This is a genomic window from Hanamia caeni (assembly GCF_003721595.1).
Taxonomy (GTDB): domain Bacteria; phylum Bacteroidota; class Bacteroidia; order Chitinophagales; family Chitinophagaceae; genus Ginsengibacter; species Ginsengibacter caeni.
This window is the reverse complement of record NZ_RJJR01000004.1, coordinates 273477-298607: the sequence shown is the minus strand read 5'-3', so window position 1 is coordinate 298607 and position 25131 is coordinate 273477. Positions and strand designations below refer to the sequence as shown.

Sequence of the window (25131 nt, the reverse complement as noted above, 5' to 3'; positions counted from 1 at the left end):
AAAAAAAGAAAAATATAATACTTTGTGGTAGCAGAAAAAGAAAATATTATCATTGAGGAAGGCAATAAACTGTTTCCGATTTTTCTGAAGCTCGAAACACTCCGCCTGCTCATTATTGGCGGCGGAAACGTAGCTGTCGAAAAATTGCAAGCTATTGCGCAAAACTCTCCGGCTACCAACATTCATTTAGTTAGCACAAGTATCCAGGATGAAATTTATGAAATCGCAGAGAAGCTCTCCAATATAGTAATTGAAGAAAGGCCTTATTCAATTTCTGATATGGAACAGTCAGATATCGTGATAGCAGCAGTCAACAACCTTATTACGAGCGAGGTAATTCGAAATGATGCGCGCATCGCAGGAAAGCTGATAAATGTAGCGGACAAGCCTGAATTATGCGATTTCTATTTAGGCTCTATTGTCAAAAAAGGAAACCTGAAAATTGCCATTTCAACGAATGGTAAATCACCAACGATTGCTAAAAGATTGAAAGAGATAATTAACGATTTCATTCCGGATGAGATGGAAAACGTTATTGAAAACATGGGAATTATCCGCGCTTCAATGAACGGTGATTTTGATGAAAAAGTAAAAAACCTCAATGACATTACGAAGGTGCTTGTAGCAAAGAAAGCGACGCTTAATAAAAGCGCGAAGCAGGCCACAAAAAAATGGCAGAAAATTGTAACGTGGTGCCTTCTTGCTTTTTTCTTTATGATTTTGGGGCACACGATATTATCTTTTATCCCTTTTGAAGATATCGTAGCGGCCACTAAAAAAGTCACTTCCATTGTTGATAGAAAAGCTTTTCTAATGATGGTACTTTGTGGTTTTTTAGCGCAAATGGCAGATGGTTCTTTAGGTATGGGATACGGAACCATTTCTACCACATTTTTACTCGCGAATGGCGTGAATCCTGCTATTGTGAGCAGCCGGGTACATTCGGCAAGAGTTTTTTCAAGTGGCGTATCGGGCTACAGCCATCACCGGTTCGGAAATTTTAATAAAAAACTTTTTAAAGCGTTGGTTGTTCCGGGTGTTATCGGCGCTATTGTGGGCGCAGCGCTCGCTTTCTACGCCCAAAAATATGCTGTATATGTGCGTATCCCTGTTTCCCTTTATACTATTTACCTCGGTTTTTTTATTATTCGTAAAGCTTTTAAAAAACGTAACGCTCAGGAGAAAGTAAAAAGAGTCGGCTGGCTGGCCACAGCCGGCGGTTTTCTAGATGCCTTCGCCGGAGGGGGATGGGGTTCGCTGGTCACCAGCACGTTAATTTCAAAAAGAAAAAGCCCGCGTTATGTGGTAGGCTCAGTGTGCCTTGCTGAATTTTTTGTGGTACTTGCAAGTTCTATCACTTTCTTTATTTTTTTGAAAAGCATTCCTTTATTTGATGTAGCCGGGTTAATTATCGGCGGACTTATTGCAGCGCCAATTGCAGCAAGATTTGTCGGGAAGGTTCCACTTAAAACTATGTTTATTCTCGTAGGTTCCCTTGTGATGCTTACAAGCTTTTCTACCGTCTGGAGAGTGGTGGCAGCGTTGTTGCATTGAGTACTCAATCCACAAAAACCTCCGTATAATACACGTCCGTTCGATTTCTCAGTATTTTTCCGGAATAGAAAGCGTAAGATTCAGGAATATCTTCCAGCAGATAAAACGATTTGCATAATTTGCTTAGTCCCTCAAAAACCAAAGTAAACCTCACAAAATCATTTACAACAAAATGCTGCGTCCAATGAGGCATTAACGCAATATTAAAGGGTTCTATCAATTTGCTTTTTTTGCCCGTATCCTGGATTAAAAAAGTAGAAGGCCAGATTCTTATGGCGCTTAACTCTTTAGAAAAAAAGCGGCAATGCACTATCACGCAACGCTCGGTTTGGCGCTTCACTAATTTCTTAATGGCTTCATCTATTTCAACCTGTGGCTTAGCAATGACAGTACTCATAGTATGTTGATTCCTTGTACAAAATTATAAAAGGATTGATAGATTTTATAGAATAAGAATATCAGCCATTTGTTGCTTTACTATTAAGAAAAAATATAAAGAGAAGCTATCAATTAAAAAGAATACATCGCCTGCAATTTGATTTCTGATTTTTTATTTCCTTTAATAACATCGAGGCCGCTTCCTATCTCTTTTTTCTCATCATAAATGGTTTGAGCAAACCGGCAAAACAAGGAGAGTTTTTTGTTCACCTTGTACCGAAGATTGAAATAATATCGACAGCCTTTTCCGGAAAACACCGGTATTGAATAGGCATACAAAACATCGTTTTCAAAAGCGTAAATTCTGCTGTCGTAACCGTCAGTTTCAAAATAACAAAACCGTGCATTCATTGAAAATGGTTGTAAAGAAGGTTTATAAAAAATCTCTGAATAAAATAAAAATCCGTTTTCCGGCGCTGCGCCATTTTTATCTACCCAGGTAAGTTCAAGCCTTGAGCCGAAAGAGATTTCTTTGTTTAATGCAAATTTCAATTGGGACCTCCAATTCTTTTTAGGCCTTCCTGTCACAGGATTCATATATAAGTTTTCAGGATTAAAATTGATGGGTTTGTTTTGAAATTGAAATCTCGAATGAATCACGATATTTTTTTTAGGCTGAAACGTAATTTGAGCCATATAGTCATTTCCCGACGTGGGCGCATCGGTGCGGTATTTCAACCAGGGAAAATGATAAAAATCTGCATTGGCATCTATCCTGAAAAATTCGTTTACAGTAATGGTAATGCCTGAATAAAAACCACTTTCATTGGTAGCCTTACTGTTTTCAGTGAAGGCGCTGGCATATAAGGCCTGGTATCCTTTGGATAAATTCCGGTAAAGCATGCTCATCGAAATTTTTGAATCTGTGTTAAGCACCACACCTGAAATCAGCGCTTTATTACAATTTTTATCTGCCGCCAATTCACCAAAGAAGTAAGCATTCTTAACGGTAATTGAATAATCGATGCTATAATTAGTTAGGCTGTTTCCTGCAAGAGCATATTTGTTATACCAATAATCGGGTTTGGAAACAGCATGTGTAAAATCGTAATGCACAGCGTTCATCCCGAGATGAAAATTTTCATGAGAATAGGAAACGTTACCTCCGAATCCAAACGCGCCGAGGCTTCCCTTTGTTTTGATTTCATTGGCCGTACGATGATAACCGGAGGCTTGCAATGACGACACATTTATATCATCAGCCAACGTATCGGCATCAAAACCCGCATCAAGATTTCTGTAACTTATAAAGCCTGTTGATTGCCAGTTTTTCTTTTGCAAAGTGATTCCTATTCCACGATTGAAGTTGATTTCGCCTGCTGAACTATAAGGTTGCAGTACATCGCCCTGCCTTAAAACATTTATAATAGCAGGTCCTTTATTAAACGCCAGGCTTTGCCACTGTGTCAATCCCTGGCCAAGATTTACCGCATAATCGCCAATCGCAACACATTTTATAATTCCCAAATTCCGGGCAAAAAAATGAGCCGAATAAAAGTCGAATCCATTTTTTTGAGCGCCCCTGAAAAACTGTTCACCGGCGTCTTTTTCAGCAGTAAATCCATATTGCAAATAATTGCCTGACCGGTATTTATAGCGTAATAATAATTTCTGCGGCGAACCCGGATAAAAATTTTTTACTGAATCGTTCTTCACTAAAAAGCCTTTGGATTTTTCCAACACTTGTTGTGTTCTTACCATCAAAGATTGTTCTCCATCGAACAATCTTTTTCGGATAGATTGAATAACATCCGCTTTTGGCGCTACAGTTACATAAGGGCTGATACGGTTTATCAAATTTAAATCCCATGTGGGAACGGCTTGCAATTCATAAACAGATAAAAAATTTCCCAGCAATTTTCTGTAAGAGAGAAGGCTTTCAATTTGAACCGGGCTCAATATTTTCAATTGCTGCAACGCATTTGCATCCGCATCATTCAAATTAAGAGGATGCCTTACGTAATACTGTAACTCTTGTAAATACGAATCATCCTCTGTTTCTGCATCTTCATTTTGCGCAGTTAAATCTTCCAGCTCCTGTTGAATATAAGCAGGCGGTTCTGTTGAAATTTCCTGGCATAAGGCAGCAGTTGAAATTCCCATTGTGAAAATGGAAAAGAAAACCGGAATAATTTTTTTATAATTTTTTTTCTGCCTCAATCTTTTGCTTTTTTATATCGACGATAAACATTAAACCGGGGCTGATTCCGAACTGGGGATGGTATGACGCGCAAATGTCCAAACGGAAATTATCCCACGAAACGCCCGCTCCGCCAAAGGGCGAACTGTTTTGCGTAGCAATACCAAACTGGGCAAAAAATTGCCGGGCAAAGTTGTATTGCATCGCTACATTTACATTCACCGGAGCATCTTCCTCCTTAATTATTTCACCGCTGATATTAAAGATTTCAGAAACATCATATCCCAAACCAAAGGAATAAATTGAACCCAGTTTATCATTTTCAGTTTTTGAAAATTTGCCGCCTACCGGATTGTAAATATGAATACCCGCATTTAGCTTTTCAGTTACATGTGCTATGGCACCAATCTCAAAAGTTACAGTCGAAGGATTTTCATAGCGTGGAATGCGGAAAGCATAATAATTAAACTTTATGCCGAGGTCAAAATTCTTTCCAACGCTTCTTGCATAAGCAATTCCCAGTTGCGATTCATTATAATTTTTGAAACCAAAATAGTCTGCCTGGAAAGCAAAATTTCCATCCTTTGTAGGCACAGCAATTATGGCTGAATACATACTTGTTTCGGCCATTAAAAATCGATTTTCTCCAAAAACACCCGCAGATGGGGTTTTTATTTGCGCCAGGGAAGCCTGGTTAGAAGTAACGGAAAAAGTATTTGCATGTTTAATACTATAAGCGCCCAAGCCAATATAAGGTGCGGATATTTTTGTTTTAACGGCCTGTGAAAAACCAGCAGTTGAAACAAGCAGAATACAATAGATGAAATAAAATTTTCTCACAGCAATGCAGTTAGGTGTAGTATGAAAAATAAATTTAAATACTTTCAGGCAATAGTGAAAATTCTTTTTTTTGCCCAAATAATTAAGCTGATTATTGACTATTGAATTTGTTTCAAATCCTAAACGTAATCTCTAAAACATAAGAATAATCCGCCAACCTGCTTTACTTTTGCGCCATGAAATTATTAGAAGGAAAAGTGGCCTCAGCAGCCATCAAAGAAAATTTAAAAAATAAAATTGCTGCTTTACAATCCGCGAATAAAAAAGTGCCTCATCTGGCGGCCATTTTAGTGGGCAACGACCCCGCAAGCGAAACCTACGTGAATTCTAAAGTTAAGAATTGCCATGAAATAGGTATGTTATCTACGCTGGTGCGATATGAATCAACGATAACTGAAGCAGAGCTATTAAACAAAATAGATGAACTGAATGAGGATGAAAATATTGACGGCATTTTGGTTCAGGTGCCACTGCCACCCCACATATCAGAAAAAAAAGTAACGCTGCGCATTCGTCCTGAAAAAGATGTGGATGGCTTCCATCCTGTTAATGTAGGCAACATGGTTTTGGATTATCCTTCGTTTATTTCTGCTACACCTTACGGCATTCTTTTGATGCTACAACATTATGGAATAGAAACTTCAGGGAAAAATGTAGTAGTGATCGGAAGAAGCCATACCGTAGGAACGCCCATCAGTATTTTATTAAGCAGGAACAATGCAACAGGAAATGCCACCGTAACGCTTTGCCATTCACGAACCAAAGATTTGCCTTCTGTTTGCCGGCAGGCAGATATTATTATAGCTGCTATAGGGAAACCGAAATTCGTAACGGCAGATATGGTAAAGGAAAATGCCGTAGTAATTGATGTAGGAATCAACCGCGTAAAAGATGCCTCAAAAAAAAGTGGCTTTGCTTTAAAAGGTGATGTAGATTTTGAAAATGTGGCGCCCAAATGCAGCTATATCAGCCCCGTGCCTGGAGGCGTAGGACTCATGACCATCGCGGCTTTGTTGATGAATACATTTAAAGCAGCAACGCTGAAAGTTGAGGGTTGAGAATTTTGGCTTTTAGCTTTTGGCTTTCAGCATTTACCTTTTAGCCTGCTGCATTAAGCATTGCATTTAGCAGAAAATAAAAAATCATCTTATTTGTTTGCTCACTGCGCTAACTTTGAATATTTCACCAACAAAACAAATAAAACAATCGAACAATAAAATAATTCAATAATTTAATAATTATAATAATTTAATGCCTCCACTCACCAACTTACCCATAATGGAATCCTTCTACACCCTGCAGGGCGAAGGCTTTCACCAGGGGAAAGCAGCCTATTTCATCAGGCTGGCAGGATGCGATGTGGGTTGCGTTTGGTGTGATGTAAAAGAAAGTTGGGATGAAGAAAAATATCCTTTGCAAAGCATTGAAGAAATTGTTGCCAAAGCAAAACAGTATCCCGCGAAATTGGCGGTTATTACTGGTGGAGAGCCGACTCTTTATAATCTGGAATATCTGACATCTGCCTTACAAGCAGAGGGCTTTGCAACCAACATTGAAACTTCGGGTTCTTCTCCATTAACCGGGACCTGGGATTGGATATGTCTTTCTCCAAAAAAATTTAAACCGCCATTACCGGGCATTTTAGAAAAAGCAAACGAATTAAAAATTATTGTTTTTAATAAATCAGATTTCGACTGGGCGGAAAAATATGGAGCAGAAGTTTCTGATTCCTGCAAGCTATATCTCCAACCGGAATGGGGAAAATCAGAAAAGGTAACGCCCATGATTATTGATTACATCAAACAAAATCCACGGTGGAGATTTTCGTTGCAGATGCATAAATACATCAATGTGCCGTAGAGATGCGATGTGTGTTGCTACTCTGCGACGATTAACAACATCTTAAATAAATGCGGGTTAAATTCGTTAAACTAATAAACCCCGAATGCATAAATTTTCCATCATTATCATTTTTTGCTTTTTGTCTTTTGTTTCAAATTCACAGGGATATGACCCGATGAAAATAAATAAAAAGGCAATCACTATCTACACTTTGGCAATCAATAAAGCGCAAAACGGCGACTACACTTCTGCGATTAAAATGATAGGTGAATCTTTAAAAATTTCTCCGAACTATCTTGATGCGTATTTATCACTGGGAGGGATATATGCTGATATGAATGATTATCAGCAATCCGTTTCCAACTTTGAAAAAGCATTTGCTATTGATTCTGCATTCGCGCGGGATTATTATCTCCCCTACTCTATTTCACTTGCAGGCTGCGGCCGGTTTGAAGATGCTTTAAAAGCAGTAACTACTTTTTTATCTTCTCCAAAATTGAATGACAGAAGCATCAGGGCAGGCGAATTCAGAAAAAAAACGTATGAATTTGCCATCAATTATGCAAACACCCATCCCGAAAAAAATTATGTATTTGCTCCTCAAAACCTTGGAGACAGCATTAATACTTCAGACCTGGAATATTTTCCGTCGTTAACTATTGATGGTAAGAAATTTATTTTTACAAGAAGGATTCAAAACAAGGAAACATTTTACGAAAGCGACCGTGTAAATGGTGTTTGGGGAAAAGCTTTTCCGCTGCAGGGAAAAATAAATTCCAATGAATATAATGTAGGCGCACAAAACATTTCGCAGGATGGCGAATGGCTGGTTTTTACCGGTTGTAATTTTCCACAGGGAAATGGAAGCTGCGATATTTATATTTCATTTCTTACCAAAAACGGGTGGAGCGAACCGCAAAATTTAGGAAGAAATATCAACACGGAATTTTGGGAATCTACGCCGTCGCTTTCTCCTGATAAAAGAGATTTGTATTTCAGCAGCAGCAGGCCAGGCGGCTTTGGCGGAAGGGATATTTGGGTAAGCCACCGAACTGAAACAGGATGGACTGTGCCTGAAAATTTAGGCGCCGAAATTAATACGGCAGGCGATGAAAGCACACCGTTTATCCATGCCGACAATCAAACCTTGTATTTCAATTCATCAGGATTGCCCGGCTACAGCGAAAAGCCGGATCTTTTTGTAACAAGAAAACAGGCCGATGGCAAATGGAGCAAACCGGAAAATTTAGGTTATCCCATCAATACCATTGGCGACGAAGGATCGATGATAGTTGCCGCCGATGGCAAAACCGCCTACTATTCCAGCGATAAGACGGATTCAAAAGGCGGCCTCGACATTTATACTTTTGAGCTGAGAAAAGATTTGCGCCCTTTAAAAACTTTGTGGGCAGAAGGAAAAGTATATGACAATAAAACCAAAGCGGGCCTGCCTTCTACAGTAGTACTAACGGATGTGGATACACGACAAACGATTAGCAAACTACAGACTGATGAAGAGGGAAATTATTTGGTAACAATCCCTGTCGGGAAAAATTATGCATTTAATGTTCACCGGAAAGGTTATTTATTTTATTCGCAGAATTATGACATGAGCAACATTTCTTCGGATTCAGTTTACCATGTAGACATTCCTTTGGAACCCATTGAAGCCAATGCAAAAGTGATTTTGAAAAATGTGTTTTTCGATACTAAAAAAACTGATCTAAAACCGGAATCAATCAGCGAATTGGATAATGTAGTCAGATTGATGAATGAAAATCCAAACATGAAAATCCAAATAAACGGTTATACGGACAATGTTGGAACTGCGGCTGATAATATAAAACTTTCAACAGGCCGTGCGCTCGCTGTGGTGAACTATCTTTTGTACAAGGGAGTTCGAAAAGAACGCCTGTCTTACAAAGGCTTTGGAGAAGCAGATCCTATCGCCACTAATGAAACAGACGAAGGCCGCGCGATGAACAGGAGAACTGAATTGAGAGTGGTAAGTAATTAGGAATTTTTAGTAATTTTAAGAATGAATAAAAAGAACATGAAACTTACTATAGTAATAAGCAAAGGGGAGGAATTTTTTATCGGAACAATAAAAGAAATTCCTGCTGTTTTAACACAGGGAGAAACCGTTGAAGAGGCCAGACAAAATGTATTGGATGCTCTTGAGCTATATTTGGAAGATATGCAAAGTGAAGAAGATAACATTACCAAAATTCTTGAAGAAGATTTAATTATTTCCTGATGTCTGTAAAAAGAAATTTATTTCTCAGCCATCTACAAAAAAATAATTGCTACCTGCACCGAAATGGCGCCAAACATGACATCTATCAAAATAGCATTACTAAGAAAAAGACTTCAGTTCCACGACATCCACATCTTGACAAAAACCTTTGCAGTTTAATTTGCAAACAATTAGAAATTCCTAAATTCTAAAAGGAAAATTAATTATTTTACAGCAGTTAAATTCTATCATGCAAAACGAACTGCTTTATCAAATCGCATTAACGCTTGTTCCCAATATTGGCGATGTAAGAGCAAAAGCATTAATCAATCACTTTGGTGAAGCTTCATCCATTTTCCACGCATCCAAAAAAGCATTTGAATCCATCGAAGGCTTTAGCCCAAAAGCAGTGAATTCTATTTTGCAGTTCAAAGATTTTAGCCGCGCACAAGAAGAAATCGAATTTATAAAAAAATATAAAATCACTCCGCTTTTTCTAACTGACAAAAACTATCCGCAAAGATTATTAAATAGCTATGACAGCCCGGCATTACTGTATTATAAAGGAAACGCTGATTTAAACTGTTCAAAAATTGTCGCTATTGTAGGAACAAGAAATCATAATGATTATGGAAAAGTTAGTACTGAAAAATTAGTTGGCGATCTCGCAAATGAAGATGTATTAATCGTGAGCGGACTCGCATTTGGAATTGATAGTATCGCTCATAAAAGCGCTCTAAAAAATAATATAAAAACTGTAGGTGTGTTGGCGCATGGATTAGACAGAGTATATCCTCCACAAAACACCACGCTGGCCAAACAAATGATTTCGGCAGGAGGCTTGCTTACTGAGTTTAAAAATAATACCAATCCCGACAAACAAAACTTTCCCGGAAGGAACAGGATTGTGGCTGGAATTAGCGACGCCATTGTAGTGATAGAATCGGGCATAAAAGGGGGTTCGCTTATTACCGCTGAATTAGCAAATGGTTATAATAAGGACGTATTTGCTTTTCCGGGAAGGGCCGGCGACACAAAAAGTGAAGGCTGCAATTATCTTATCAGAAATAATAAGGCTACCCTAATCATATCTGCAGAAGAATTAATAGAAAGCATGGGATGGAAGAAAGTGCAAAAGCCTGCTCTCAAAAAACAAAGAGAATTATTTATTGAGCTTTCTCCGGAGGAAAAAATTGTAGTTGATATTTTACAAGCGCAGGAACAGGTACATATTGATGAATTGCATTTTAAAAGCAAACTCAGCAGCAGCGCGGTTGCACAGGCCTTGCTGATGCTTGAAATGCAGGGTGTCGTTTTCTCCTTGCCAGGAAAAATTTATAAGATGAATTGATATGGCGACTTGTAAGTTGTAAGTTATGAGTTATGAGTTATGAGTTATGAGTTATGAGTTATGAATGAGTGGAGTTAATAAATTGGAATTGCGAATCGTCTTCTGTCTCTTGCCTTTCGGCCTTTCGGCCTTTCTCTTACCTCCCATTCAAACTTCAGCAGTAAACGAACAAAAATATGTGATTACTATTCTACTGATTAATACTTACAACTTACTGCTTACAACTTATAATCCAACTTTTCTTACCTTTGCTCATGGCTACAATAAATAACCCATCTTCCCACACAAAAAAGATTTTTGGAGAAGGATTAACCTTCGATGATGTGCTTTTGCTTCCTGCATACAGTGAAGTTTTACCGCGCGACGTAAATACATCAACCCGGCTTACAAAAAATATTACGCTCAATATTCCAATGCTAAGCGCTGCGATGGACACCGTGACAGAGGCCAATTTAGCAATTGCGTTGGCACGGGAAGGCGGTCTTGGCTTTCTTCATAAAAATATGAGCATTGAACAACAGGCGGCGCAGGTTAGAAAAGTAAAGCGAAGCGAGAGCGGCCTCATCCTTGATCCCATCACACTTATGCACGATGCCACCATCGGTGATGCGCTGCATTTAATGAAAGAAAACAGGATTGGAGGCATTCCGATCATTGATACCCGAGGAAAGCTCGTTGGAATTTTAACCAATCGCGATCTCAGGTTTGAAGACAATATGAAGCGCCCGATAAGTGAATTAATGACCTCCGAAAACCTAATCACAGCGCCCGAAGGAACCGATTTAAAGAAAGCCCAATCTATATTAAGAAAACACAAAATCGAAAAGCTACCGGTCGTAAATAAAAAAGGAATTTTAAAAGGGCTCATCACTTACCGTGATATTTTACAGGTGCACAATCACCCGCTCGCTGCTAAAGATCAATTTGGAAGATTGCTTGTGGGCGCAGGAGTAGGAATCACTCATGACATCATGGACAGGGTTTATGCACTGCAGCAGGTAGGCGTAGATGCCATTGCGCTCGACAGTGCTCATGGCCACACCAAAGGCGTGATGGATGCATTAAAGAAAATTAAAAAAGATTTCAAAGACCTTGAAGTGATTGCAGGCAACATCGCTACAGCTTCCGGTGCCAGGGCGTTGGCGGAGGCTGGCGCTGATGCAGTAAAAGTAGGCATAGGCCCGGGTTCCATCTGCACTACAAGAATAGTGGCAGGCGCGGGTGTTCCGCAGATCACTGCCTTGCTCGAAGTTTATGATTCCATTAAAAATAAAAATGTAGGCATCATAGCAGACGGCGGTATCCGCTATACGGGCGATATGGTAAAAGCCATTGCAGCAGGAGCCGATTGTGTAATGATGGGCGGCGTATTTGCAGGAACAGAAGAAAGCCCGGGTGAAACAATTATTTACGAAGGAAGAAAATTCAAACAATACCGCGGAATGGGCTCTTTAGGCGCTATGGCGCAGGGAAGCAGCGATCGCTATTTCCAGGACAATGAATCCCAAACAAAGAAATTTGTTCCTGAAGGAATTGAGGGTCGCATAGCTTATAAAGGCTTTTTGTCGGAAGTAACTCACCAGTTTACGGGCGGCTTAAGGGCAGGCATGGGTTATTGTGGAGCAAAAGATATCCAGGCTTTAAAGGGCGCAACTTTCATTAAAATTACCAATGCAGGTATGCGCGAAAGCCACGCCCATGACGTGGAAATAACCAAGGAAGCGCCGAATTACAGCCGATAATAACCTCATTTAAAAGAAAATATAATTACCTCATTTCCCCTCTGTATCGACGGTGGTGGAAACTGTCGGCAAACCATCTGATACTGCGGTTATTGTAATCTTTCCTTTCTTTATGCCGGATTCTATAACAGCAAGGCAGAGGCCGTTAAAAGCTGTATGAGCTTTAGCTTTAAATGATTCATGATTGGTTTCGCTGCCATTATCTACTCCCACAAGCGAACCATCTCCAGTTACTTTAAAATTTATAAGATTATCCGCATGAGGCACTAAATTGCCATTCGCATCTTCCAGCTTAACCGTTACAAAAGATAAGTCTTTGCCGTCAGCAGAAATTTTGTTTCTGTCTGGCTCAAGCACCATTTTTGCCAACTTGCCTGCAGTATGGATTTCTCTTGTTAACACTACCTTGCCATTTTTATAAGAAACTGCTTTTAATGCGCCAGGCTGGTAGGGCACCCGCCACATTACATGCATTTCATCACCTTGTTTCTCCCTCGCTCCCAACGATTTGCCATTGAGAAATAATTCAACTTTATCGGCATTATTGTAGTAAGCCCATACATCAACCGAATCACCAGGTTGCCATCCACTCCAGTCTGGCAAAATGTGCAAAACCGGCTTATTTGTCCAGACACTTTTGTATAAGTAATAAGCATCTTTGGGAAAGCCTGCCAAATCAATAATACCAAAATAAGAACTGCGTGCCGGCCATCCGTAAGGTGTCGGTTCGCCAAGATAATCAAATCCTGTCCAGACAAACATTCCTGAAACAAAATCATGTTCCATTACAGCTTTCAATGTCGCTTCATGCGTAGAGCCCCAGGGAACGCGGCAATTATCATAAGCCGAACAAGTGAAATTTGCATTCATTTCTGCGCCTTTGTGTGGCCAAATAAAAATGCTGTCTGACGGCATATTATATTCGCCGCGGGTTTCCAAAGCAGAAGTAGTTTCGGTAGCGATAAATTTGCCCCCGGGAAAATTCTTAAAAAAATCATCATAATGTTCATGCCTGTAATTGTGGCCAATCAAATCCATAGCGCCTGAATGAGAAAGAGAATTATTTTTTGCTTCAGGGTCGTTCATCGCTGAAGTGATTGGCCTTGTTGTATCCAGTGAACGAACAATTCCGGCAAGTTCCCGTGCAATCGTGGCTCCGGCGCTGTCCCATTGATCAGGAATTTCATTTCCAATGCTCCAGATAATCACAGAAGGATGATTGCGATCGCGAAGTATAAAATCTGATAAATCCCTTTTGTGCCATTTGTCCCAATACAAATGATAATCGTATTTATTTTTTCCTTTCTTCCAGCAATCAAACGCTTCATCCATAATCATAATGCCCATTTGGTCAGCCAATTGCAACAATTCAGGCGCCGGGGGATTGTGCGAAGTCCGGATCGCGTTACATCCCATATCTTTCAATATTTGCAATTGACGTTGCAACGCCCTTTCATTAATGGCTGCTCCAAGGCAGCCAAGGTCGTGATGGTCGCAAACGCCTTTTATCAATACATGCTTCCCATTTAAAAAAAATCCTTCTTTACTATCAAAATGAAAATAGCGGATTCCAAAAAGCGTATTGTAATTATCCAGCTCTTTTCCATTTGCTTCTACCACAGAAACGGCTTTGTATAAAACCGGATGGCTAGTTGACCACAATCCAGGATTAGTAATTTTCAGTTGCTGCGAAAAGGTTTTTGAAGAACCACCGCTGATAGATTCTTTTGCAGATGAACTTGCTACTTCTTTTCCATTTTTATCCTGTAGAATTGTTTTTAAAGTAACTATGGAGGAATTAGCCATTTCATTTCGAATCGTTGTTTGAACATTTATAATTGCCTTGTTTTTGTCAACGGTTGGAGTAGAAACAAATGTGCCCCAATGATTCACATGAATTTTACCAACCGTAACCAACCATACATTCCGGTATATGCCCGAACCTGAATACCATCGCGAGTTGGGTTGGTTTGAATTATCCACCCTTACAGCAATAACATTCGGCTTATTTCCATAATTCAAATAGGGCGTCATTTCATAGCGAAACGAACTGTAACCATACGGGCGATTGCCAAGAAAATGGCCGTTTATCCAAACATCACTATTCATATATACGCCGTCAAAATCGATGAACACAGATTTATTTTTGTCAGTTTCAGGAAGGGTAAAAGTTTTTCGATACCAGCCAATGCCACCCGGCAACGCGCCTCCACCCACGCCCGCAGGATTGTCTTTGCTGAACTCACCCTCTATACTCCAATCGTGAGGAAGATTCAATTGTCTCCAAGAATTATCGGCAAAATTTATTTCTTTTGCCGCCGGCACCTCTCCCAAATGAAATCGCCAGCCCATGTCAAAATCCGCTTTTCTGTTAGCGTTGATTCCCTTATTGCCGGGCAATGCAATACTGTTTTGTGTGACTGTAACAGCGGCCATAAAAACAAGTAAAAAAATATAGCCTTTTTGGTTCATGATAATTGGAATTTAATTTTTGAAAATATGAAATGAGGATGTTAAGGTACAAAGTGTTTGAAAATTGAATCGCGAAAATGTTCATGTGGGACTATTTTTAATTTTGCTTCAACCGAATTTACAACACTTTGATACGGTGAATTTCACCGCAAAAAAAACCTGAGAGAACCAGAAAAAATAACTTAGGAATAATTTCCTTCACATGAAACCAACGCACTCTGCAAGCCTTGCATAGCTTCATTTATCAGTAAAAGAACAATTAATCCAAATTTTTATTTTGCAGATGAGTTATCTAACTTTTCCTATTTCAGGATCTTTCACCATTCAGCTTTTGTCTGTATTCGCCAATCATATTATCTGATAATTTTTTTCCCTGCTGTGTTTCTTTGACGAGACTTTCAATGTCATCTTGCAAAGTTTCATTTTTCATATCGGGATAAGGCGCTCCTGAACCAAGCCGCTCGGGCCATTGGCGGGCATCGCTAATTTTTTGAAGTGCAGTTTTATATTTATGTTTTTGTAAAAATTCTAAAGCAAGGTTCAGCTTTGTCTGAACATACAACCGGTGCGCTTCATTCGCTCCTTCATAAGGAAGAACATGAATGTGATCAAGTATTTTTTCAGCAGATAGATAATCCCGGTTTAGCAACAGGCACCACGCGTATAGCAGGCCCGCCATGTAATTGTCGTTATCTTTTTTATAGTAGGGCGCTATTGTTTGTAATGCTTCTTTAAATTTTTTTTGTGTTAATAAAAAATCAGTAAGGTATTTTCCATACCTCCAGTCATTTTTATCGATTGCCATAGCCCGCGTTAAATCAGACTGAACAGATTGGGTATCCGAATCGGATCGCAATCTTGAGCGCAACACATAGTATGGCGCAAAATTTTGAGGAGTGCTCTCGTTTTGCAATAATTCGAGGGCTTTATCTTGATGGCCATGAAATGCCTGTATCATTGCAAGAAAATAACGGCATTTCCAATCAGTGGGTTTAGAATTATTCATAGCCCAACGCATTACCACAGCGCTTTCTGCGCGAAAAGGAAAAATCAGGTATGCATCACCGTTAGCAGCCTGGTTTAAATATTGATTTCCGGAGGCATTGTCGCGGTTAAGCCAAGCCAGCCAATAAAATATTTCGTCATTTTTTTCAGGACAACTTTCCAACACTGCTTCGCTTTCTTCCTGTAAGCCAAGATTTGAATACCAGACAGCCAGGTTCAGATAGGTTTGCTGAGGCAATTCATCGCGAATAAGAAAATTGAATTTTTGTTGATTTACTGCATTCCTGTTTTGCCAATACTCTTCAAAGCGGATAAAATGATTCATCGGATCCAGGCGCAGAATTTCATCTTTTATTTTTTCCTGCTCCTCTTTATTATTCATTAGCCGTGCACAAACATATTGCAATTGCATTGCCGAAATATTTTCGGAATTATTCACCAGGCTTTTAGTGGCATACTCAAAAGAAAGCGCATAATTTTTTTGCCTCAATTTTATTTTACTCAATTCAGTATAAGCTGCAGAGCTGTATTCAGGCGTAATTGCAGCAACTTCAAAGCCATCTTCCGCATCGTAGATTTTATTAAGCTTCAAGGATGCTAATCCATAACAGTAGTTAGCTGCCGGGTCGTAGGTATTAACGCTTAATGCTAAGCTCGCAAAATGCCAGGCCGAATCATAATTCATTTTCCGGTATTGCAAAAATGCCATTTCATCCAAGGCAGGAACAAAGCCCGGTTCTTTTAAAAGAGATTTCCGAATATTGGCTTCTGCTGAATCATAATGCCGCGTATCCGATAGGTATTTCCCTTTCAGATAAAAACCATAGGCCGTATTCCAATCAAATTCTTTAAAAGGTGTTAGCGGCCTGTCCAGGATTTTTTCGGTGCTATCATTTTTGTTGATTACCGTTCCTGCAAGCGAAATCCTGGCAATCGATTCACCATTCTCAAGCGCTATATCTTGCTGGAAAGATTCAAGTGGAGCAAGGTTTACGAACTTCTCCAAAATTATTTTTCCTGCATTGTTCCATGCTTTCAAAGTATCATTGATATAGCTGACAGGCGAAATAAAAATAACCTCCTTGCCATCTTGTTTTTTAATATTAAATACGCCGTTTAAATCTGCTTTTGCTACCCCATCCGTATTCTGAAAAGGATACCAATACTCGCTCCATGAATCTGTGTTGTATGGAGCAAAATCAAATTGTTTAAACGGGCTGAATAAGCTTTCGGCAGCGTTTTGATTATACAATCTTCCGCTTTGTATTTCCGTGTATTGGCCACTGTTATCTGTCAATAATTTTTCCCAAATCATTCCCTGGCGCGACAAACCCCATATCCAAATCTTCTTCCCAATCTTCGCTTCGCGCTCGGCGTAATGTATCATTCCAAAATTTTCTTTTTGCCAAAGTACTCCGAAATATTTGCTGTGAGCGCCGGTAACGTGATACGATTTGGGGCCGCCAAAATCATTTTGATTGTAGATAGAAATGTTTTTGTGATTGTTGGGATTTATCGGAAAGTCATACACTTTTCCATCATGATAAATGTATTTGTTTCCGGGAAAAATATATTCAAGGCTGTCTGAAACCTTTTCTCCAAGATTCATCCATGTGTAATAGGGCTGAGGCAATGGCGTGCTGTTTTGCCACAAAAAACGCGTGATGAAGAAGGCCTTATCTTTCGGTAAATTGATTTCCATATTCCACCGCGTATCAGTAAGTAAATCCAGGAGACTGATAACGCAGCTCACGCTTCCATCTTCATTTTTTTTAGTAAGATAATTTACCGGAGTAGCCACGCCGGGCGTATGGCCTATGATACCAAAATTAGCTTCGAGGCCGCCACTCGTCCATGGGCCGCGCATCGCAATATCCCTGAATTTAACAGCATCATTGTCATAAATGAATGGCTTGTTATTTTTCTTGTCAATGGCCGTCCATATTTTGCCGCCAACTTGGGGTAAAATTAATATCCGGATAAAATCATTTTCCAATTCCACTACCTTCCAATCTTTTTGAATAGCCTTATCAGTAAAGCCATCATACCTGAAATAGGGATAGATAAGAGAAAGCGGATTGGGATCAGGATTTGGATTTGAAAAAGGATAGGTGGTGAAAGTTTTATTGTATTCTCGGAAAGCCGCATCTGACTGGGCTTTCATCGCCTCCGGAATAGCAAGCAATAAAAGTATATTGAAAAATATTTTAGGATAAGCGCTTTTCATTCTTACATTTTTAAAGTTCTGCATGATGAATGGTTTATAGTAACATTTTCATTCGCAGAATATTGCAAAAGAGTTTTATAATGCGCGCCAAATGCAGAGCCGCGTTTTAGCCGTGAAGCATTTGGCTGCAATCAAACACAAAGAAATTCTTATGCAACATTCATCAAAAAATAAAATTGATTTATTTGTTCATTTACTGCCAACTATTCCTATATCTAAGAAACCACTTTTAAGTTTTTGGGATCCCATTTGATTATTTTATTCTCAAAATAGCTTTCGTTACACAGAAGCGCCGGCGCAGCAGCCCTGTAGCCAAACAATGCGTCTTCAACTACTTTTCCTTTGGTACGGATAGCATTTATCCAATTATAATGGTGATCGAAATGAGCGCCCTTGTATCCCTCTTCAGCCGCATAAATCATCGTATCAGGCGGAAGCATTTTCTTGCGTGTATAAACATATTCTTTTTGCGCTGCAGAATTATTTTTGGTTTTTAATAAAGGATCAGTTGCATCAACAATATTGCGATTTCTATAAAGTGTTACCTTATCCCATTCTACAGTCATGGAGCCTTCGCTGCCTACCATTCTAAGATAATTTGTTCCTCCCGTTCCATCTACAAAGTTTACCCTGAGCGACAGGTTAAACGCGGGATGGACGTCGGTTTCAGGATAATCAAAAGTGCCCAACATAATGTCAGGAACTTCTCTGCCATCTTTCCAATAACGCAAGCCACCTGTAGCCATAACTTTATTCGGGCCAAGAGAATTGGTTATAAAATGCAAGCTTGAAAATACATGCACAAACAGATCGCCTGACACGCCGGTTCCATAATCCCTGTAATTGCGCCAGCGAAAAAATCGCAATGGATCAAATGGCCTTTTTGTGGTAATAGATAAATACCTGTCCCAATCTACCGTAGCGGGTGATGCATCGTCAGGAATAGGATATTGCCAGGCGCCTTCCGGCGACATGCGTGCATAAAACGCTTCGGCATAATTAAGCGTGCCAATGGCGCCTTCTTTCAGTAGCTGTTTGGCTTTTTCATTTCCTAAAGAACTCATTCCCTGGCTGCCCACCTCAAAAACTACTTTGTTTTTATTTTGTGCATCTATTACTGCCGGCGCTTCTGAAATATTATGGACCATAGGCTTTTCGCAATAAATATGCTTGCCTTTATTCATGGCAGCTACAGAAATATCCTTGTGCCAGAAGTCAGGCGTAGCCACAATTACAGCATCAATATCTTTTCGATCTAAAATTTCTTTATAATCGCGTGTAGTGTAAATATCGTTTCCCCAACGTTTTTTTGCTTCTGCCAGGCGGCCATCATATAAATCACAAACCGCCACCAATTTTACGCCCGGTACTGTGATGCATGTATTGGTATCTGCTGTACCCATTCCTCCAGCACCAATCAGTGCCACCTGAACCTGGTCATTAGGCCCATAACTATGCGGAGCTCTTATCAGTTTTTCAATATTCCTTTGAGAATTTCCGGCTGTTACGATTGAAGGAATCAAAGAAGCGCCAATAACGCCTTTGGTTGCATTAAGAATAAAAGAACGTCTTGAATTTGTAGATTCATTTTTTGCCATAGTAATGTAATTATGCTGTTTAAAAACAAGTTTTAGAATTAAAGAAATAATTTTAAAAAAAATGAAATGGTAATCTAAAAAGAAATAAATATAAGAAGGAAACTTTAAAGAAAGGCAGAGGACTGGTTAATTGCTATCTCGCCAATCTCGTTGAACAATTACCAATTATTCCTGATTCCATTACCATGAAAATAAAAAGAAGTTTTATTACGCATTAAATTAGTAACACATTGCGATTGCCGGCGCGAATACTGCAGATTGAACAAGGAAAGTTTTCATTATTCTAACGGAGTATTCAAAGTAGTATTTGCCATCCTTACCTCTTCGCCAGATACAGCTTCCACATATAGCCTATAATATTGAGGATTGGACGGAATTTTCAGCTCGATATATGGCTGATCGCCTACCTTGTTCATAAACATAGTATTTCCATATCGATCCTGCCTTACGAGATACCATTCAAAGCGAATATCTTTTTTATCATCATTGATAAGTTTCCACAAGTCGCTATTTTTATCCTTATACACTATATGGTATAATAGCTTGTCGTTAGCAGCGGCAAGCTCTGCAGGCTTTAGAATTCTTATTTCCGGTACAGGAGATGAGCTTGTCTGCTTATTCCCCCAAAAATTTAGTACATCCCTGTATCCTTGTTTTTTTCTACCCTCCAGGTCAAGCAGTCCTTTTAGCTTTACATAATCCGTGGTTTCAATATCCTGCCATTGAGGCACAGTACCGGATTGCTGAATGCCTGGAATAAGGGGCCATAATTGTACGTCCACCTTTCCCCATGTCATTCCGTGTTCCAGCGGTTCTTTCAGTAAAGCCGAATCTTTTACATTTACGGATAACATATAAGTATTTATCTGCGGTATATGGCTTTTGTAATTATTAAATTGTTTCCGGCCATTTATATCCCAGTCTAAATCCATAACGATAGGCCTTATAGCATCTACTTTTCGTATTTCGCGGCACAAATCCTCTAACCAGGCAATATATTTTTGTTCGTAGTAAAAGTAGTCTGGCTTATAGGTTTGACTGGCAAGATCATGCAGTACATCATCTCCAAGATTCCATGCTATAATATATTTTTTATCAAGATTATTTCTTATCACACCGAGAATCTTTTCCTTCTGCTGCTTCATTTTTTTATTGTCGTCAATTACCTGGGGCGTAACCAAAAAAGAGAAGCGAACTATTAAATTCATTTTATTTGATATCACCGCTTTTTTGAAATCACGATCGTATATACCGGGCATGATTCTTTCGACTGTGTTCGCTCCAATTTTCTTTATTGCTTGCAGGTCTTCTTCCATTATTTTCAGGCCAAGCGTATGCCTGTTTCTGAACCAGTTATATCCCTTGTCATAAACAATACTTTTGACCGGAAAAGGCAGATTTTGCAATTCAGGGTGAGTGTAAGTCTTTTGCCAAATTATTTCATCCACGTTTATTGGCATATTCGCTCCAGGTAAATTCGCGAGCATAGTATAATCGCCAGGATTAACGAGGATCGATTTTATCTCTTTGAATGCTGTATCAAGCGTTTGCCAGGTTTTATTCCACCATTCTACTCTGTTTGCTGCTGAACCGGCTGTTTCAGTCAACATAACCGGCAAACCCGATTTGAAAAGTTGTAAAGAGTGGTATGGCCGGTAAAGGGAATCGAAAATATTCTGATCGTTTTTACTGGTCTGCCAGTTTGTGTCCAGTATATTTACGCCAAGCCAGTCAACAAAATTGTCGCCGGGAAAGTAATCATTGGCTTTGGCTGCATCCGGTGGATTCCATATCCAGATTACTTTATTAGCGCCAGCTTCGTCAAATTTCAGATGTACATATTGCCATGCTGCTTTAAAATCACCAGGTTTACAACCTGAATAGGAAAAAAGGGAGCGTTTATCAGCAGTATTCTCATTTATAAAACGCAGAAATACAGGTTTATTTAAAACGGCAATTTGCTTGGCAAACGATAAAAACAGTTCATCATATTTGCCTTTAAGAATATCCTGTATGTTTTCATTATCCGTAGTTAAACCCGAAGTACCCCTTTGCCATGGATTCCAAACAATGAGTGGTATAGCGTGACGCCTATAAACCTGCTGCAAATAATTCGTGTCAAGGCGATTATTTTCATCCACGTTCCAGGCAATTTCGGATGAAACGATAGCAATATCCCTGCTTTTATCAGCTATGGCAAAATTTAATTTTTCACTTCCATTATTTGTAGTTTCATGGTGGTATAAACCGCGGTAAAATACCTGTAGCCCTTTCAATGGCTTAGGCAGAAATTGCGGTAACTGTTGGTTCTTCCAATAAGCAAATCCAAAAAAAGCGATAACTAAAACTGAAAGAGCCAACGAATATCTTCTTAAAAAGCCGTGTGTTTTTTTAATAAGCCAGGTATACTGCCTCAATTTCATAACGAAACTACCTACCCTACTCTTCTTGTTAATGTACCCTGAAATCGAGAGGTTAAAAACCATAAAAGCTATCTGCAAACTTGCCAAGCCTGCCATAAAAATAGTATACGGATTAAAATCTTCGAGCAAACCATATATAATAGCTGCCAATGAAATCGCTGCCACAAGTATATTTGGGACATTAAGCAATAAGGGTAAAGGTTCATTATCATTCTTGGGAGTTGGTATATACGGTACCTTTTTTCTAAGTAGCGTATAAATAATACCGACCGTATGCACCCACCAGGCCCCAATTTGAAGAATGCCTCCAACTATATGAAAACCTCTTTCCTTTTCATCTGGTAGCCACTTTTGGGCATAGTGCCTGATAAGCAAGCTCATGGAGAATAATGGCAAAGCTGCCAGGAAGAAAGTAAGCACATCCATTTGTAGAGGGATGTAGCCAGTGAAAAGAGAAATTACCGGTATTAAAAAATTAATAAAAAAAATCAAGCCGCTGAGATAATGAAATGGCAGGGTGAAATAATGAACTTTTTGCCTCCAGGAAAATTTGGAAAACAGCTTTGGATAAGTAATGAAAAAAAGCTCCCAAACCCCGCGGCTCCACTTTAATTGCTGCTTATAATAAGACGACATGGTCGCTGGCACCAACCCCCGGGTTAAGATAGCGGGCACATAAAATGAGCGCCATCCCGCAGCATGCAACTTCATCGCTGTATGCATATCTTCTGCGAGCCCGCTTGCATGGCCTCCTATTGAATCAAGTGCTGATCTGCGAAAAGTGCAGTTGGCACCAATAGCCTGGACAGTACCATACTTATGCATGCTCATCATCATAGGGCCATAAAAAGGATATGTTTGCTGAGCCGCCCCTTTAGCCACTAAACTTTCTTCCTGGTTATAATAAGCTTGTACGATCTGTACGAATCCAACTGAAGGATCATCAAAATAATCAACTACCCCATCCAAAAAACAAGGTGCCGGAATATGGTCGGGATCGAGCACGACACATAACTCTCCGGTGGCAAACTGTAAGGCATTATTGATATTGCCGGCTTTAGCATCTTTCTTGACAATCCTGGTAACGTGCTTAACACCTAACCGACAACATAGTTGTTTCACCCTCCTATCATCCGCTTCATCACAGCACCAGGCAGTATGAGGATAAGTAATATTCTGTATGGCAGCCAACGTTTGTTCCAGCATATCAAAAGGTTCGCCGGCACAATAAGTAGTTAAAATATCAACAGTATAGTCTCTTTGCCGAGCGGGCTTTCTGTCAGATGAAATTGAAAAATAATGGTACCATTCATGCAGGTATTTCAGGGAATAATAAATCATTGTTATTACCAGCAAAATATATAGTGGAAAATAACTAACTGCTTTATTTTGAAACAAGACATGCAACAAAAGTCCCATGGAGATAAGCCCCCCGAAAATCATCAGGCGGAGCGCCTTTTTCTCATTAGGCGACGGGGGTTGTACAGGATTAATTCTAAAGTCCATTAACGTATTACATAAATTGGAATATTGGCTGTGGCAAAATATCCCTTTGAATTATACACGGTTATAAATACACGGTATGGCCCCTCTTTCTGGGGCGCCCTAAAATCAGTAACTGGCAAAGTACTGTCTGCAAATAATCCTACTTCTGCAGGGCTCATTCCATAGAACCAGTTTTCTTTATGAATTTCCCACTTATATTGAAGAGTGTCCGATCTTGTGGACGATTGCATTTCTAATAAAGCATTATGTTTTGAACCGCCGGTTACAATAATATTACTTTTTCCATCAAGATTATCTATTAACATAAAATTGATCTTTGGAGAAAGATGTTGTGTACTGGTATCTTTCCAGCAATCATTCAATGCTTCTTCAATTTCATTCGGATAACCGTTTTTGCTAAAAATGCTAAACCAGCTCTGTGTGTACTCTTGCCGGTGGCCCCAGTAAAAAACCAATGATCCCATAAAGCGAGGATCTTTTACTGGCATATATTTAGTAAAAAATTCGTAAAAAAGCTGCGCCTTTGTAGTGCTGGAATTTTCTATCGGCGCTTGCCATGCTGTCATAGGTGCTTCCCACCCGCCTTCCGGGGCCCATTCGCCTACCAGGTAGGGTCCATCCCAAAGCCATTTAGTGCGTTCAAGGTTATGCTTCATAATCTTTACACTATTATAAATATTCATTGAATAAAAATCAAGAGCAGGCATGCGCCATTTCAACGTCAGGATCTCGCCTATTGTTATATTTAAAACAGAAGTTGATACCGGGTGGTTTGGGTCAACATTATGTATGCGATCAAGGATCCTGTTGTATGTTTTGTAAAATGGCCCCGGAGTTAACGAGTTGGGAAGTGTCATTTCATTCCCAAGGCACCATGCCAACAAACTGGGATTATTTTTATACCGGGTAACCACATCGATATAGGCGTTATACAAATCTTCTATTTTTCTTTTATTATTGTAAAAACCCGATCTTTCGCCAGGTACATCTAATCCTATTATAACGGCCACATTGTATAGTGCGGCTTCTTTGAAAACGCTTTCCAATTTGGAGGTATCCCAGCACATGATAGTGTTGCCACCAGTTTCCGACAATTCTTTAATATGGTCCAGGCCAGTTCCTCCTTTTACAAAAAAAGGTTTGCCGTCTTTATAAAAGCTGTACTTACCATTTTTATTTTCGATGCTTACCTTACGGGGCCCCCTATAGGTACTGGTATTTTTCGGCCCCATGTTGATATAAAAAAAGAACATTAACGCCGCTATAAACGCACCAAAAACCACCAGCAATATGATTATCAGGGTTCGTATTCTTTTTAAAAGTTTTGACCGCTTATTCAAGCTGTTCATATTCTATTAAAGACTTCGTTTTATATGATTAATTGGGAGTTACTGAAATGCAAACGAAAATATGTCTCAATTATGGTGTTACGGTTATTAAAAATCAGGTCGTTATTGTAAAAATCGCATTTTTAGGACAAAAACAACTTGTATTTTGATAATTCTTCCAATTTTAGCCCTCTCGTTCCAAAATAATAATACCTTATATATTTAGCTCCGGCATTGGTTATCTTCCCTCTTTGCAGGATCTATTGTGACGTATTGAATATATCAGTGGTCAGCTGGGAGATTTTTTTGCAAGAAATTAAAAGCGTTTGCCCAGTAAACAAATAAATAACCGTGATTCATGTTTTCATTAAATTTAACTTTTGCCTCTGAACGTATTTTCCCTAAGAGTTTAAACAATATTTCAAGTTT

General features: G+C 39.3%; 16 protein-coding genes. 8 read left to right on the top strand and 8 right to left on the bottom strand.

All coding sequences use genetic code 11. The features are described from left to right. The first annotated feature begins 24 nt into the window (after positions 1–24). Entirely contained in the window at positions 25–1554 is a 1530-nt protein-coding gene (locus tag EFY79_RS07260; protein ID WP_123120009.1) for a TSUP family transporter, read from the top strand. 4 nt (positions 1555–1558) lie between these two features. Here EFY79_RS07260 and EFY79_RS07255 read toward each other — a convergent pair whose 3' ends face one another. The 3 genes from EFY79_RS07255 to EFY79_RS07245 form a co-directional block, all read right to left on the bottom strand. Then, positions 1559–1951, bottom strand: coding sequence for a hypothetical protein (locus EFY79_RS07255; protein WP_123120008.1), 393 nt, complete (start codon positions 1949–1951; stop codon positions 1559–1561). Between the two features lie 113 nt (positions 1952–2064). After that, positions 2065–4152, bottom strand: a complete 2088-nt coding sequence (locus EFY79_RS07250) for a ComEA family DNA-binding protein (RefSeq protein ID WP_123120007.1) — start codon at positions 4150–4152, stop codon at positions 2065–2067. Next, positions 4130–4972 (bottom strand): hypothetical protein, encoded by an 843-nt coding sequence (locus EFY79_RS07245; protein WP_148041872.1) that lies wholly within the window; start codon positions 4970–4972, stop codon positions 4130–4132. Before EFY79_RS07245 ends, EFY79_RS07250 begins: the two co-directional genes overlap by 23 nt. Positions 4973–5148: 176 nt before the next feature. Between EFY79_RS07245 and EFY79_RS07240 the strand changes: the two genes are divergently transcribed. The 7 genes from EFY79_RS07240 to guaB all read left to right on the top strand — a co-directional run bounded on the left by EFY79_RS07240 (position 5149) and on the right by guaB (position 12143). Then, a complete protein-coding gene (locus EFY79_RS07240) occupies positions 5149–6030 on the top strand; it encodes a bifunctional 5,10-methylenetetrahydrofolate dehydrogenase/5,10-methenyltetrahydrofolate cyclohydrolase (RefSeq protein ID WP_123120005.1) in 882 nt (293 codons plus the stop codon). A gap of 220 nt (positions 6031–6250) precedes the next feature. Next, positions 6251–6832 carry a 7-carboxy-7-deazaguanine synthase QueE gene (locus EFY79_RS07235; RefSeq protein WP_123120004.1) on the top strand — a complete coding sequence of 194 codons (582 nt, stop codon included), beginning with the start codon at positions 6251–6253 and terminating at the stop codon, positions 6830–6832. A gap of 85 nt (positions 6833–6917) precedes the next feature. Then, positions 6918–8831 (top strand): OmpA family protein, encoded by a 1914-nt coding sequence (locus EFY79_RS07230; RefSeq protein WP_123120003.1) that lies wholly within the window; start codon positions 6918–6920, stop codon positions 8829–8831. Between the two features lie 36 nt (positions 8832–8867). After that, positions 8868–9071, top strand: coding sequence for a type II toxin-antitoxin system HicB family antitoxin (locus tag EFY79_RS07225; RefSeq protein WP_148041871.1), 204 nt, complete (start codon positions 8868–8870; stop codon positions 9069–9071). After that, positions 9071–9262, top strand: coding sequence for a type II toxin-antitoxin system HicA family toxin (locus tag EFY79_RS22015; RefSeq protein WP_123120001.1), 192 nt, complete (start codon positions 9071–9073; stop codon positions 9260–9262). Before EFY79_RS07225 ends, EFY79_RS22015 begins: the two co-directional genes overlap by 1 nt. A gap of 38 nt (positions 9263–9300) precedes the next feature. Next, positions 9301–10401, top strand: a complete 1101-nt coding sequence (gene dprA, locus EFY79_RS07215) for a DNA-processing protein DprA (RefSeq protein ID WP_123120000.1) — start codon at positions 9301–9303, stop codon at positions 10399–10401. A 254-nt stretch (positions 10402–10655) separates the two neighbouring features. Continuing rightward, the gene (gene guaB / locus EFY79_RS07210; RefSeq protein WP_123119999.1) at positions 10656–12143 is read left to right on the top strand and encodes an IMP dehydrogenase; all 1488 of its coding nucleotides are present in this window, start codon (positions 10656–10658) and stop codon (positions 12141–12143) included. Between the two features lie 30 nt (positions 12144–12173). Here the strand turns inward: guaB and galB are convergent, their stop codons facing one another. The 5 genes from galB to EFY79_RS07185 all read right to left on the bottom strand — a co-directional run bounded on the left by galB (position 12174) and on the right by EFY79_RS07185 (position 24723). Continuing rightward, a complete protein-coding gene (gene galB / locus EFY79_RS07205; RefSeq protein ID WP_123119998.1) occupies positions 12174–14615 on the bottom strand; it encodes a beta-galactosidase GalB in 2442 nt (813 codons plus the stop codon). Positions 14616–14922: 307 nt separating this feature from the next. Then, the gene (locus EFY79_RS07200) at positions 14923–17871 is read right to left on the bottom strand and encodes a DUF5107 domain-containing protein (RefSeq protein ID WP_123119997.1); all 2949 of its coding nucleotides are present in this window, start codon (positions 17869–17871) and stop codon (positions 14923–14925) included. A gap of 191 nt (positions 17872–18062) precedes the next feature. Further along, positions 18063–19445, bottom strand: a complete 1383-nt coding sequence (locus tag EFY79_RS07195) for a Gfo/Idh/MocA family protein (protein WP_123119996.1) — start codon at positions 19443–19445, stop codon at positions 18063–18065. 278 nt (positions 19446–19723) lie between these two features. Next, positions 19724–23374 carry a glycosyltransferase family 2 protein gene (locus EFY79_RS07190; protein WP_123119995.1) on the bottom strand — a complete coding sequence of 1217 codons (3651 nt, stop codon included), beginning with the start codon at positions 23372–23374 and terminating at the stop codon, positions 19724–19726. Next, complete coding sequence (locus EFY79_RS07185) at positions 23374–24723, bottom strand: glycoside hydrolase 5 family protein (protein WP_123119994.1); 1350 nt, start codon at positions 24721–24723, stop codon at positions 23374–23376. The genes EFY79_RS07190 and EFY79_RS07185 overlap by 1 nt, the downstream gene beginning before the upstream one ends. Between the last annotated feature and the right edge of the window lie 408 nt (positions 24724–25131).